The 13,612-nt window shown below is 38.4% G+C and carries 16 protein-coding genes; 6 read left to right on the forward strand and 10 right to left on the reverse strand.

Features of this window, described 5'->3' with window-relative positions; translation table 11 throughout:
• Positions 1-3 precede the first annotated feature (3 nt).
• Both F1560_RS13685 and F1560_RS13690 read right to left on the reverse strand, forming a co-directional pair.
• Complete coding sequence (locus F1560_RS13685; protein ID WP_149475189.1) at positions 4-507, reverse strand: YwgA family protein; 504 nt, start codon at positions 505-507, stop codon at positions 4-6.
• A complete protein-coding gene (locus F1560_RS13690; protein WP_149475190.1) occupies positions 497-1,816 on the reverse strand; it encodes an HD domain-containing protein in 1,320 nt (439 codons plus the stop codon). Before F1560_RS13690 ends, F1560_RS13685 begins: the two co-directional genes overlap by 11 nt.
• A gap of 97 nt (positions 1,817-1,913) precedes the next feature.
• Between F1560_RS13690 and F1560_RS13695 the strand changes: the two genes are divergently transcribed.
• A complete protein-coding gene (locus F1560_RS13695) occupies positions 1,914-2,795 on the forward strand; it encodes a lipoate--protein ligase family protein (protein WP_149475191.1) in 882 nt (293 codons plus the stop codon).
• Positions 2,796-2,835: 40 nt separating this feature from the next.
• Here F1560_RS13695 and pta read toward each other — a convergent pair whose 3' ends face one another.
• Complete coding sequence (gene pta / locus F1560_RS13700; RefSeq protein ID WP_149475192.1) at positions 2,836-3,810, reverse strand: phosphate acetyltransferase; 975 nt, start codon at positions 3,808-3,810, stop codon at positions 2,836-2,838.
• Between the two features lie 226 nt (positions 3,811-4,036).
• Here pta and hemQ point away from each other — a divergent pair, with 226 nt between their 5' ends.
• The 4 genes from hemQ (at position 4,037) to F1560_RS13720 (ending at position 6,581) form a co-directional block, all read left to right on the forward strand.
• On the forward strand, positions 4,037-4,786 hold the full coding sequence (gene hemQ, locus F1560_RS13705) for a hydrogen peroxide-dependent heme synthase (RefSeq protein WP_149475193.1): 750 nt from the start codon (positions 4,037-4,039) through the stop codon (positions 4,784-4,786).
• 259 nt (positions 4,787-5,045) lie between these two features.
• A complete protein-coding gene (locus F1560_RS13710; protein WP_149475339.1) occupies positions 5,046-5,471 on the forward strand; it encodes a cell wall hydrolase in 426 nt (141 codons plus the stop codon).
• A 147-nt stretch (positions 5,472-5,618) separates the two neighbouring features.
• Entirely contained in the window at positions 5,619-6,101 is a 483-nt protein-coding gene (gene gerQ, locus F1560_RS13715) for a spore coat protein GerQ (RefSeq protein WP_149475194.1), read from the forward strand.
• A 228-nt stretch (positions 6,102-6,329) separates the two neighbouring features.
• Positions 6,330-6,581: a hypothetical protein gene (locus F1560_RS13720; protein WP_149475195.1), complete on the forward strand. Its 252-nt coding sequence runs from the start codon at positions 6,330-6,332 to the stop codon at positions 6,579-6,581.
• Here the strand turns inward: F1560_RS13720 and F1560_RS13725 are convergent.
• From F1560_RS13725 to F1560_RS13740, 5 genes are all read right to left on the reverse strand, one after another.
• Positions 6,576-6,947 (reverse strand): DUF423 domain-containing protein, encoded by a 372-nt coding sequence (locus tag F1560_RS13725; RefSeq protein WP_149475196.1) that lies wholly within the window; start codon positions 6,945-6,947, stop codon positions 6,576-6,578. The genes F1560_RS13720 and F1560_RS13725 overlap by 6 nt on opposite strands.
• Before the next feature lie 25 nt (positions 6,948-6,972).
• Complete coding sequence (locus F1560_RS13730; RefSeq protein ID WP_149475197.1) at positions 6,973-7,272, reverse strand: YwdI family protein; 300 nt, start codon at positions 7,270-7,272, stop codon at positions 6,973-6,975.
• A gap of 139 nt (positions 7,273-7,411) precedes the next feature.
• A complete protein-coding gene (locus F1560_RS22165) occupies positions 7,412-7,582 on the reverse strand; it encodes a hypothetical protein (RefSeq protein ID WP_187773731.1) in 171 nt (56 codons plus the stop codon).
• Positions 7,583-7,826: 244 nt separating this feature from the next.
• Positions 7,827-8,129, reverse strand: coding sequence for a phasin family protein (locus tag F1560_RS13735; RefSeq protein WP_149475198.1), 303 nt, complete (start codon positions 8,127-8,129; stop codon positions 7,827-7,829).
• A gap of 44 nt (positions 8,130-8,173) precedes the next feature.
• Positions 8,174-9,832 carry an ABC1 kinase family protein gene (locus tag F1560_RS13740; RefSeq protein ID WP_149475199.1) on the reverse strand — a complete coding sequence of 553 codons (1,659 nt, stop codon included), beginning with the start codon at positions 9,830-9,832 and terminating at the stop codon, positions 8,174-8,176.
• A 385-nt stretch (positions 9,833-10,217) separates the two neighbouring features.
• Here F1560_RS13740 and F1560_RS13745 point away from each other — a divergent pair, with 385 nt between their 5' ends.
• Positions 10,218-11,561 (forward strand): YjiH family protein, encoded by a 1,344-nt coding sequence (locus tag F1560_RS13745; protein ID WP_149475200.1) that lies wholly within the window; start codon positions 10,218-10,220, stop codon positions 11,559-11,561.
• 225 nt (positions 11,562-11,786) lie between these two features.
• Here the strand turns inward: F1560_RS13745 and F1560_RS13750 are convergent, their stop codons facing one another.
• Both F1560_RS13750 and F1560_RS13755 read right to left on the reverse strand, forming a co-directional pair.
• Complete coding sequence (locus F1560_RS13750; RefSeq protein ID WP_149475201.1) at positions 11,787-12,773, reverse strand: acyltransferase family protein; 987 nt, start codon at positions 12,771-12,773, stop codon at positions 11,787-11,789.
• A 262-nt stretch (positions 12,774-13,035) separates the two neighbouring features.
• The gene (locus F1560_RS13755; protein ID WP_149475202.1) at positions 13,036-13,476 is read right to left on the reverse strand and encodes an OsmC family protein; all 441 of its coding nucleotides are present in this window, start codon (positions 13,474-13,476) and stop codon (positions 13,036-13,038) included.
• Between the last annotated feature and the right edge of the window lie 136 nt (positions 13,477-13,612).

Genomic DNA, 13,612 nt, shown 5'->3' on the forward strand with positions numbered 1-13,612 from the left:
AGGTTATTTGCCTTCCTGCTTCATTTCTTCCATAAAACGTATCGCTTCCTGAATTTCTTCATCACTATACTTTTGCTTTGGCTTGACCATGTGGATTTTTTCAATATTCTCCCGAAGCGGCAAATCATCGAAATAAAACATAGTGGAGACAAGCTCTAGAAAACGTGAGCTCTTCTCCTTTAGCATTGCCACTTTTGTAGCCATATCCGGCATTTCCATTGAAAATTGATTCAGAAACTCTGTTCCAGCAGGTGTTATATTATAATTATATTGATAATAATTGCTTTTATCCTCTTTTTCTTCCTGTAAAAATCCAAGATTACAAAGCTCTTCTACGCGTAACGTTAACTCCTCTGAGTATGGTCCATAAAAGTGGAATTGATATTTTTCTTCAAAAGGGATATCGCATTTCTGCAAAATATAGATCATTTTTTGCAACTTTTTCCGCCCCGTTACTCCATTTGCTTCTGAAAAGAAACGGATTAATTTGGCATGATTATTCAACATCTACTTTCTCTCCTTGCCCGTAAAGAATTTCCATAATGCGCGCACGTAGTGCCTGATCCTTCAATTCATTCAACCGATCTTTTGGGAAATATAGTTTATGATCTGTCCGTTTTTTACCTGAAATGGATTCAACGATATCGGAATGTCTCGAGAGTTCCTTCAAGCTGCCATCTGGCATTAATAGATGGATTGGCAACCGCTCCTCTTCCTCCCCCGGTCGATAAAAGTCATACGGTAAATCAGATGACGAATCAACAACTAAATAATATTCCGGATCAATTTCTGCTTCCTGAAACAGCTTATACAGCTCCATCCATTCATTCATTTGCAGATTGGGATTAAATTCAACATATTTGAATAAGCGTCGGTTCATAAATCGCTCACATAAATCACGTAGGATTTCGTCATCCTCTTCTTGCCAAAGCTGGAAATAATAATGGACAACCATCTCATCCAGCTTTAAATAATCGGCAAGATTCACTTCCCCTTTAAAAAAGGAAACAAAATGCGTCGGCTGTAGTTTAAAGGTGAAATCCTCCGTTTCATACAAATGTTTTGCCCGATGAAGGATTTTGGTCAAGATTACTTCGGCACTTCTTGTAACCGGATGAAAATAAACTTGCCAATACATTTGATAACGACTCATAATATAATCCTCAACCGCATGCATTCCAGTTGATTTAATGACAACTTGATCCTCAATTGGTCGCATCACTCGTAAAATCCGCTCCATATCAAAGTGACCATAGCTCACCCCAGTAAAGTAAGCATCGCGCTGTAAATAATCCATGCGATCAGCGTCAATCTGGCTGGAAATTAAACTGACAACTAATTTATCCTCATAGGTTTTGGCAATAACGTCCGCAACCTTTTGTGCAAATCCTTTATCTACACGCTCTAATATTTCATTTATTTTTGTATCTCCCAGAACAATTTGCTGGGTAAAATACTCATGATCCAATTTAAATACTTTTTCAAAGGAATGTGAAAAAGGTCCGTGCCCAAGATCATGCAATAGAGCCGCACAAAGGCATAAAAGCCGCTCGTCTTTATTCCAATGGGGCCTGTCCTGAAAATTATTAATAATTCGGCGGACAATTTCGTACACTCCTAGTGAGTGATTAAACCGACTATGCTCTGCTCCATGAAACGTCAGATTTGTTGTCCCAAGCTGTTTAATCCGGCGTAAGCGCTGGAACTCTGGAGCTGCAATCAGATCCCAAATAACACGATCTCGCACATGGACATACCGGTGAACTGGATCTTTAAATACCTTTTCCTCCGACAATTGTTCATCTTTATATGCCATTCATTCCCCATCCGTTCTTTTTCTACGATTTTAATACAACTTCATTTAGTTTATTATATAATAAGAAGGCAAAGCTTAAAAGGGTAAGGAGATTTTTATGAAAAATTGGAAAGAAATTATCGGTCAATCGACGTTACGATATATCGACCACTCCCAAGAAAAAACATTTCAGGAAAAGAAATATACTGCACTTACTTCGTTCGCTGTTGATGACGCACTAGCTATATCCGTAAGCAATCGAACTTCACCATCTGCCATACGACTTTGGGTTCACGAAAAAACAATTGTGCTTGGCATCCCAGATGCGAGACTCCCTTTTCTGGAAGAGGGCATTCCTTTTTTAGCTGAACAAGGCTACCATGTTGTCGTTCGAAACTCTGGTGGACTTGCAGTTGCACTGGATGGTGGCGTGCTGAATATATCCCTAGTCATTCCTGGCGTTGGTGAGCTTTCAATTTACGACTGCTACGAGGCAATGGTTCGTCTAATTGAATATATGCTGCGCGATTTAACAACCGATATCAAAGCATATGAAATCGTTGGTTCCTATTGCCCTGGTGACTTTGATTTAAGTATCGATGGGAAAAAATTCGCAGGAATTTCACAGCGGCGCGTAAAGGACGGTGCGGCGGTGCAAATTTACCTTGATGTGGAGGGTAACAGCAAGGAAAGGGCGGCTGTTATTCGTGACTTCTATGCGCTTGCTAAAAAGGAAACAGAAACAAAATTCGTTTATCCAACAGTTGAACCGGATGTAATGGGATCACTCTCTGAATTACTTGGAGTCCATTTAACCGTGGAAGATATGAAAAAAAGAGTGTACGCTGCATTACAGGATATATGCGAAGAAATTGTGACGACACCTTTTTCTAATACAGAGCTCGATACATTTGAAAAAAGATACATCCAAATGATCAAACGTAATGAAACTGTTGCAGAAACCCAACGATTAGAAAAAAACAACTCCGCAGAGAAATGAATCCCGTGGAGTTGTTTTTAATCTGGTTCTTCTATGGTGTTTATTCAGTCGCTTGTGCCGCTGTAATAATCGCTAACTTATAAACGTCATCTGCGCTACAACCGCGAGAAAGATCGTTTACAGGTCGATTTAATCCTTGAAGGACTGGACCTACCGCTTCAAAACCACCAAGGCGCTGGGCGATTTTGTAGCCAATGTTTCCTGCTTCCAAGCTAGGGAAAACAAATACATTGGCATCCCCTTTTATAACGGAGTCTGGAGCTTTTTTCGCTGCAACACTTGGAACAAACGCTGCATCAAATTGAAATTCCCCATCAATAACGAGTGATGCATCTTTTTCTTTCGCAATTTCAAGCGCTTCGACAACTCTTTCTGTCTCCGGTGACTTTGCAGAACCTTTTGTTGAAAAGCTAAGCATTGCTACTCGTGGATCAACATCGAACAGTCGAGCCGTTTGTGCACTTTCCACTGCGATTTCAGCTAAATCTTGGCTGTCTGGAGTAATATTAATAGCACAATCTGCAAAAACATATTTTTCATCGCCACGTACCATAATGAATACGCCTGATGTTTTCTTTATGCCTTCTTTTGTTTTAATAATTTGCAATGCTGGACGTACTGTGTCAGCAGTCGAATGTGCTGCTCCACTTACAAGCCCATCTGCTTTATTCATATAAACGAGCATCGTTCCGAAATAGTTTTCATCGAGAAGAATTTTACGAGCATCCTCTTCTGTAGCCTTTCCTTTACGACGCTCTACGAAAGCTTCGACCATCGCATCGAATTCCTCATACTCTTGTGGATCAAGAATCATACAGGAAGCAATGTCAATGCCATGTTCTGCCGCTTTTTTTTCAATACTTTCTTGATTGCCAATCAAAACTGGAACGACAACACCTGCAGCACTTAGTTGGCTTGCCGCGGTTAGAATTCGTTCATCAAGACCTTCTGGAAAAACAATTTTTTTGTTTGCATTCGATACCTTTGCTGTGAGCTGATCAAATAATGATCCCATAAAAAAACCTCCATCACAATAATTTGTGCACCTTAAATCATAGCTGATTTTTCCTTATTTTTAAAGGGTATAGCCTTGTTTTTCAACAATCTATGACAAAGATTCGACAAAATGAAAAAAGTATCGACTTTGTTACCCCTTTCATATGATTAGAGTACCCTTAATGTGCTATAGTAAAAACATAGAAGAACAATTTTCTTTTATCAACTGTAAGGAGTGAATGAACATGGCTGAAGCAGTAGTAACCATGGATGGATGGTCCGTTGTACATGATACCCGCACATTTGATTGGGCTTCATGGAAACTAACATCAGAAGAAGAAAGAAACGCAGCAGTAAAGGAATTTAAAGAATTAATGAAAAAATGGGATACGGTGGAAGAAGCAAAGCTTGGCAGCCAATCCCTTTATAAAGTTGTCGGAAACAAAGCCGACTTAATGTTTATTTTCCTTCGTCCTACAATGGAAGAATTAGAGGAAATTAAACGCGAAATCAACAAATCGAAGCTTGGGGATTATCTCATTCCTGATTATTCTTATGTTTCCATTGTTGAGATGACGATGCATAACCCAATGAACGAAGGAAAGGATCGTAAATTATCACCACAGGTTGAAGCACGCTTGTATCCAATCCTCCCCAAATGGGAGCATGCATGTTTCTATCCAATGGGCCGTCGTCGCTGGGAAGAGGCAAACTGGTTTACTATCGATAAAGAAGAGCGTACAAGACTACTCTATGATCATGGTATGACTGGGCGCAAATATGCAGGTAAAGTAAAAGAAATCATTACCGGTTCGATTGGTTTGGATAACTGGGAATGGGGTGTTACTTTATTTGCGCACGACCCACTGCAATTCAAAAAAATTGTTTATGAAATGCGCTTTGATGAAGTAACAACAAAATACGCTGAATTCGGGGATTTCGTTGTCGGTAATTATTTACCAGCAGAAGATGTAGACGCGTATTTTGCACTGTAATCAAAACCGATTATAATTTTTCAAGCTCAATCATGCAATGTACAATTGCATGATTGAGTTTTTTATCCATCACATCACTATGGACAACAACATTACTACAAGCTGGCATTCGTTTTTAGAAGACTGAACGATAGGAAAATCCTCTCGTGATGTGTTTTGAAGCGAATGCCTATTTTTATTGTCATGTTCCTTCATCGTTTGGCATAGATATATGTAGTGAGTTCAGCATCAAGATTAGACAGAAGTGAGGTATAAGCCTATGGCTCTTGTTGCCCATACAGATAATGATATAGCACTGCTTGCAAGATTGATGCGTGCCGAAGCTGAGGGAGATGGCGAGCTGGGGATGCTAATGGTTGGTAATACCGGAATTAATCGAGTTATTTCCAATTGTCTTGATTTTACCCAGTTACGAAATATTGATGACATGGTTTATCAAAGTCCGGGCGGCTTTGAAGCAACACAGAAAGGATATTTCTATCAGCGGGCGAGAGAATCCGATAAGCGACTAGCACGCCGTATTATCCAGGGTGAACGGCAGCACCCTGCAACGAATTCTCTATGGTTTTTTATGCCGGCAGGAGATTGCCCAGCACAATGGTACGATCAATGGAACGTCGGCAGATTCAAATCACATTGTTTTTATGCTCCAACACAGGAAGATTGTCCACGGGTCTACAGATAATAAGTAACTGGAACTAAACCGAGCGTATCGACCATTCGTGAACATTGTGGTTGGTTTAGTAAATAAAATCTGAGATCTATTACTCTTCCTATCATAACGAGAGAGTCAAGTGAAACAAAAAGTAATTCATTAACAGGAGGTTTTTTTATGAGCGAAAAGGAGAATAGCAGTCAACCACAGTATGCAAACCAATACCAGATGCCAGGCTATCCATACTATTATTACCCACCTACTTCCCCGGCATATTACCCAGTTTACAACACGAGGCAATTCCAGCAAACACAACAGCCCAGCCAGCAACCTCAACAAACACAGCAGGCACCTGGGACAGATGTACCTGGCATGCTACCACTGCAGCAATCATACATTGAAAATATTTTGCGATTGAACAGAGGAAAGCTAGCAAACTTTTACATGACATTTGAAAACAACACCGAATGGAATGCAAAAATATTTACTGGTGTTATCGAAGCGGCAGGAAGAGATCACATTATTATAAGTGATCCAGAAACAGGCGAACGGTTTCTTCTACTTATGATTTATTTAGATTATGTAACATTTGACGAAGAGATTAATTATGATTATCCATTTGGTGGAGGACAGCAGATGGCCGGCTATTCGCCACGCTAACTTCCTGTGAATTACTACTGAAGACTGTAGTTAAAGGTAATGTGTATAGCACTGTTCATTTTGAACGTTGCGATGAGCAAATCTATTCTCATTCATGTTGAGTGAAATGAAGTTCACACCATTTTTTAGTTCCAAAGCAAGTAGAAAAAGGATGACTCCACCTCCATCGGGTCATCCTTTATTCCATTTGCTTAACGAAGTTGTTAACGAAGTGAGGCGATGATTCTAATGAGACATCCATATCGAAAATTCATCCAGATTGAATTAATTTCATTGTTTCTTGCTCTATTATTCGGTCTTGCAGCACTTGTTCTCGGTTATTTTATTATCCTGTTTCTAGCCTTCTATTTTATCGTGCTGAGCATTCTTTGTGATGCGATGATTCTATTGCAGACACGTCACTCAGTTGAAGCAGGAAAACAAGTAATGCGTGGAATTATTCTCTTTCTCTTTACCACCTACTTACTATTCCAGCTATAGGTTTCGCATCACTGCAATTCCAATCAAAACCCAACCAATTAAAAATGCAACTCCACCAATTGGCGTTATCATTGCAAACGTCTTAATGGATGTTGTGGAATAAATGTACAAGCTTCCAGAAAATAAAATAATTCCAATCAGGAATAGCCATCCCGCAGCGGCAAGGGAGCTAACATTTGGGAATTTTGCTAAAAGCAAACCAGTAACAAACAGAGCCATCGTATGGAACATTTGATAATCAACTGCTTTTTCCCATGTCGCAATCGCCTTTTCTGACAACTTTCCCTCTAAGCCATGCGCACCAAATGCACCTAGCGCAACTGCTATAAAGCCATTAATCGCTCCTAATAATAAAAATAATTTCATTTTCAAGTTCCCTCCCTTTCAAATATTAAAAATCAAAGATTGAATCTCCATTTGCATCATTATCTATTTTCTTGCTCAATGGTTTATTTACCTGTAATGCGTTATTGTTCGCCTTTTGTTCACCGAGCATCACCTTCATTTCCGCATCGCTAAAACCTGACTTCTCCTGTTTCACTACAGGCTGATCCCCATCTAAAAATAGGTCACAGAGTAAACGAACATTTGCAATATGCGCGACCAGCTGATCATGCGCATGTTGGTTTTCTTTTGCGAGATATAATTCATTTTGCATCTTTTTTATAATAGTATCATTCGCCACTGCCATTGTTATCACTCCTCGTATTACTGCTGTCATACATAACGGTTTCATTATAGCATGATTATTATTTCATTTATAGAAAACCACATAGTTACTAAATCCATCAACAAAAAAAGCCTTGGTAATCCCAAGACCCTGTTTTTAACTATGAATTTAATGTAATTAAAGCATCCGCATCTGTTTGTTCTAATTCAGTTTCCAGTTGTTCCTCGGTATAGCGTTCATACATCCATTGCAAAAATTTCAATTCTTCGTCCTGCAACTTCCTGCCAAGCTTCTTAGTCATCACGTTACTTATCGTAAAAAAGCTTTCCATCCCGCATACACTCCCCCTATACTGTACCGCTGAAGTTTACACGTTCATTATAACGGATTTGATTACAGGAATCAATACTAAAATTTAAGATTAGACAGAATTTACTGATTAATAATTCACCCATATTGTCGATTAATGGGGGGAAAGTAGAATACGTGTACAATTGAAGGTTTTTAAAACGCTTTCATATTTCTGTTTAAACTAAAGAAAAAGTGAACCAGCAATTAGCCAGTTCACCTACACATTAGCTCAGTTGATCCAATTTATCTTCTAACTCTGTGATACGAGCTCTCAATTCGTTAATATCTTCTTTTGTTGCAATTCCATATTCATCAGCCATATTTTTCGTTTTCTCAAATTGCTTGGCATTCCATTCATCTTTCTTCATTTCACCTTTTTCGATGAAATTTTTCATTACTGTTTTGGCTTGTTCTTGTGTTAATTCATTCTTGTCTACAAGCTCTTTTAATTTTTGTTCTAATTTTTCTTTACCGCTAAGAGCAGCACCAAGTCCTAGTAAAAAGCCTTTTTTTAAGTAATCACTCATTTTCAACACCTCCTTACTATTTAGTTAGTCAGGTCCACACATCGCTAATCAAGCACTTGTGCCCTTGCTTTTCGAATCAACCTAAAGTGGCTTATGAATATCAAGTTTAGTAAAAAGATAAAGATGCCTAGCACGATTAGGCCAATGATTGCCATCAATTTCATACTTCCAATAAATCCCCAAATGGAAATACCAATCGCTATTACTACCATCATAAAGGAAAGAACCTCAAGTAGTAAATAAAATTGATGCTTCAATTGTACATGATGCTTTTCCTTATCCCATTTCCTGTCTTGTTCCCCACTTTCTAAAAAGCTAAGCAAAGCACGCGGGTAGGATAGGACTGGTTCGGTCAGATTTTTTGCATATTGTTTGGAAACAGATTCCAATAAACTTTTTCTACCGAACCAGGTTTTAATTTTAGGAACAGCCCATTTTTTAATATCCATTTCAGGATAGATGGCAAATAATATTCCAATCACAATGGAAACAGCTCTTAATAAATATGCGTAGTCTGCTGGCAATTGAATTGGTTGGTCTTTCATAATCAAACTAATGTCTTCGCTTAACTGGTTCATCACCTTTGAATCGATGTTTTTCATTGATCCATCTGAATACATATCTACTGTTTCTTTAATTACTCTCTTCAATTTCTTTTTGTCTGCATTTGGTAAAATGAAGTTCATTTTATCGAGGGCTGAAAGAACGATATCATAATTATCGATAATAAAGCCTTGTACGAGCAGCTTAAATTGCTTCGTATCTTCTACTTTAATTTCACCAACCATTCCAAAATCTAGAATAGCGATTGTACCATTCTTTTGAATAAGGATATTCCCTGCATGTGGGTCAGCATGGAATTTCCCCGGATTAAGAAACTGGTCAATATAATGGTCGAATAATATTTTTGTTGTTCTTTCCCGATCAATACGATGTCTCCTCATAAATTCGACATCCGTTATTTTTGCTCCCTCTATCCATTCCATGACAAGTACTTTTTCGGTACATAGTTCATTTTTATACTTGGGGATTCGTATATTGGCATCATTTTTATATCGATTATAAAAGTATTCCCCAAATTCCAGTTCTTGTTCATAATCTAGCTCACGATTCATGACGAGAACAAGTTCTTTGTATAGTGCATTTAAATCTGCCTTTTTCCCGAATGTCGTAAACACTTTTAAGATCCAAAAAACCATTCGTAAGGCTACAAAATCCTTGTGGAAAATTTCATCGATACGATTTCTCCGTACTTTAATTGCCACCTCAGAGCCGTCTGTTAGCATGGCGCGATACACATCTCCAATCGATGCCGATGCAACTGCTTTTTTTTCAAATGCTATCAGGTGGGTTGCAATTTTCGTCCCCCATTCTTCTTCCATTGTAGCTACAGCATCTTCATATGGCATCGGCGGTACGCGATCAACTAAATCATCCAATTCTTTGATGAAAACATCTGGCATAAAGTCAGTTCTCGTACTAAGGAATTGACCGAGCTTGATAAGAATGCCACCTAGTTTTTCGGCTTTGTCGCGGTACTCCCTCGCCATATCGCAGAGCATATTATCCCATTGCTCTACGGTCTTCTTATCCCATATTTTATTTCGAAAAGAGAAGAAATATATCTTAATAATAAATTTTAATGCCATCCATACAATTACTGTACACCGATAAAGTGAATTATATTTGAATGTCTTAGCCACAATAACACCTCATCATTCTTTTACCCCGAACAGCTTAATCTTATTACTTTTAACGATATCGAATTATGAACAGTTTGTACAGAATGAGCAATGATCCAGTTATTTATATTGATATGATTTGGGTTACCATTGGTTTGCGGTGTGATTTAGCGGTACTGGACGATGGTGTACGGATTTACTTTGGAGGGCGGTCGCTTTGACTGCAGGGTGCGCACTTTGAACGAGAGATTGATCGCTTTGAGTCAGAGTGTACGTCCATTATCCGATTGAGTTCCCATTGATTCATATGAAAAAACTGGGATTGAATATTTTCTCGCAAAGTTGTATAATCATACAGTTGGATTTATCTATACAGTATTTGGGTATGAGGTTGTTGGAGGTTATTATGAAACAATATCGATTGATCGATCATTTAAAATTTATTATTCCATCGTTGATTGGAGTATTTATATTTATCATTCCCGTTAAAACATCTGAGGGTGTTACGATACCGATTGCTATTTTAGCAAATTGGGTTCAAACTTTGCTGGAAGAACAGCTATCTGCCATCATGATGATCATTATTGTAGTAACGGCAGTGATGACATTAGTTGCGAAAATTATTGGCAGAGAAGCGATGGGGAAAAGCCCATTTTTTCAGCAATTATTTTATACGAGTAACTTTTGGACAATCACTAGAGTACTAGCCGCCGTTTTTGCGATTATGGTCTTTTTCCAGCTCGGTCCAGAAGCAATTCATGGAGAAGATACGGGACAGACACTATTAGACAGCTTGCTTCATGTATTATTTGCTGTTTTCTTATTTGCTGGGATGTTCCTCCCCTTATTAACGAATTTCGGCTTGCTGGAGCTATTTGGAACGTTAATGACAAAAGTAATGCGACCGTTATTCCGATTGCCTGGACGTTCTTCTGTTGATGCACTAGCTTCATGGGTTGGGGATGGTACAATTGGTGTTTTACTTACGAGTAAACAATATGAAGCTGGGCTTTATACAAAGCGAGAAGCGGCCGTAGTTGGTACTACATTCTCAATCGTATCGATTACTTTTTCCTTAGTTGTTCTAACTGAGGTTGGTTTAGGGCATATGTTTCTTCCATTTTATTTAACAATTGTTATAGCCGGTGGAGTTGCAGCATTAATCATGCCACGTATCCCTCCACTATCGAGAAAGTCGGATACGTATATCAATGAATCAGCCGACCCGGTAGAAGAGACTCTTCCTGCGGGGGAAAACATCTTAGGATTTAGCTATCGGAATGCACTAAAGCGCGCGAAAAAAGAAACAAGCTTTGCTAACTTCTTTAAAGAAGGCGCCCAGAATATTCTTGATATGTGGATGGGTGTTGCACCAATTGTTATGGCCTTTGGATTAATAGCACTTATTATCGCCGAATACACACCATTATTCCAATGGCTCGGCGCACCATTTATTCCATTACTAGAACTGATGCAGATCCCTAATGCACAGGAAGCATCGCAAACGATTTTAATTGGCTTTGCAGATATGTTCCTGCCAGCAATTATCGGTTCGTCGATCGAAGCAGAAATAACCCGCTTTATCATTGCTGCATTATCCGTAACCCAATTGATTTACATGTCTGAGGTTGGCGGATTGATACTCGGAACAAAGATTCCAGTATCCTTTATCGATCTGGTTTTCATTTTCCTATTACGTACGATTATTACACTACCAATTATAACGCTTATTGCACATTTCATCTTTTAGAAAACAAGATGCACGCAAAAAGAGAAGCAGGCGATCGAAAACGATCGCCTGCTTCTTTTTATGTTATTAAAGGGGGGGTAGTAATCATACGTTTCACCAATGTTTTGGTTTCATTTATTTTTCATTTACATTTTTCCGTTTGCGTCGTGTTGCTATTTCTCTCATCTTTTATCCTAATACTGTTTAACGAATTATTCAGTGGGGAAAGCGCCTCTGAAAGTAGCTTCACTTTATTGTCTGCTTCAATAAAGAAGCTCTTCCCTCAATAAATGGCTGCCACAAGCCTAGGATTGGCTTACTCGATAGTACAATAACAATTAAGGCTGAAATAGCTGCAAGTCCGAGTACGTCGATAATTCCATTTACCTCAAAGTAATTGTTTTGGCGGAAATATTGAACAATGAATCCATGGAGTAGATATACATATAACGTACGTGTACCTAGCTTCGTAACCCATCCAAAATTTTTCTGTGGTATCCAGGCGAGAATACTAATTACCATCAAAGTAGCAACGATATAGTACAAGAACCTCGCAAACCCTCCATACTGCTCCATTCCTAAATCTCCATAAGAACTGGATGCAAGTAACCATCCTGTATTAATGTCTGGTAAGTAATATATTGCTACTGCTAATAGTGTCATTACTACAACCGATGCAATTTTCACCAATCGATGCTTCACCCACATCACTTGCTTTTGCGTTAGCCAGAAACCGATAAGGAAGAAAGGAAAGAAAGCAAATGTACGAGAAAGACTGAATGTATGCCCAATTTCACCGAAATACCCAACAATCAGACCAACCAGTACCGCTAAAGATATACTTAGTAGCGCTGGTAGTTTTTTGTACCATGATAATAAAATATGCCAGCTGAACAAACTAAACAAGAACCATAGTGACCAATGTGGATAGAATATCCCTGCTTGCCAGCCTTCTTTTCCGATAAAGAAGTAATAAATGGTGTACAGAATTTGGAAGATTAAATACGGAACTAATAAGCGTTTTGCTAGATTTAAAATATAATCTTTATTACCAGACCCTTTCGCAAAGAACCCAGACAATAGAATAAACGCAGGCATATGAAACGTGTAAATCCACATATACAGTGTGTTCATCCCTGCTGAATCACTAACAAATGGCTGAATAATATGTCCAAAAACAACTAAGAAAATCAAGATAACTTTCGCATTGTCAAAAAATGAATTTCGTTTCATCATTTCTCATCCCTCTAAATTATGTCGGTTTACATTGTAATAAACACTTTACCCTTTTTTTATGAAAAAATCATAAAATATGAAGTGATTTCATCAATTTGTTAACAGTTTGTAAGCACTGTGAAAAATTGATGCAGCTTTGTAATCAGCGTGGCGAATGATTGGAAGAAAATCCATCTTTTAAAATTACCAATTTATGTAACAGCATGTAACTAAAAAAGATCACACCATCTTACAATTAGTGCGACCTTTACATCATTATTTATGATAAATTTGCTTCTAGTTCAAGCTCCACATTACCTTGAATTGCCCGCGAAATCATACAGCTTTTTTCCGCCTTCTCCACAAGCTTACTTAATTTTCTACGTTGTTCATCGGTAGCACGCGTTTGTAAGGAAACAGTTGGTCGATGAATTATTTTTTTATAGGTGAAGACACCGTTTGTTACATCGACAATCCCTTCTGACTCTAGCGACATACGGTCAAGTGGTAAGTCAGCACGCTCGATCATTGCTGCCAATGTAATAATATAGCATGTTGCTGCAGCACCTAGCAGCATTTCATCTGGATTTGTCCCAATACCAGGTCCATCCATCTCTTCAGGAATCGAAATCTTTGTTTGTAAATTTCCTGATTCGATATGCCCCTCACTATTTCGTCCACCAGGCCAGCTTGCTTTCAAATGAAAATGATGCTCTGCCATTCCAATCACCTCTTCACTTCCATTTTAACCTAAGTTCTCAGGGAATTAAAAACAAATGCAACATCCTCTACGTTAATCCCTTTCACCAAGATCCTTATTTACTCCGTCAAGGAAAAAATTCACATAAATTCACTGA

Origin of the sequence: Oceanobacillus polygoni (assembly GCF_008304605.1) — a bacterium.
Classification (GTDB): domain Bacteria; phylum Bacillota; class Bacilli; order Bacillales; family Amphibacillaceae; genus Oceanobacillus; species Oceanobacillus polygoni.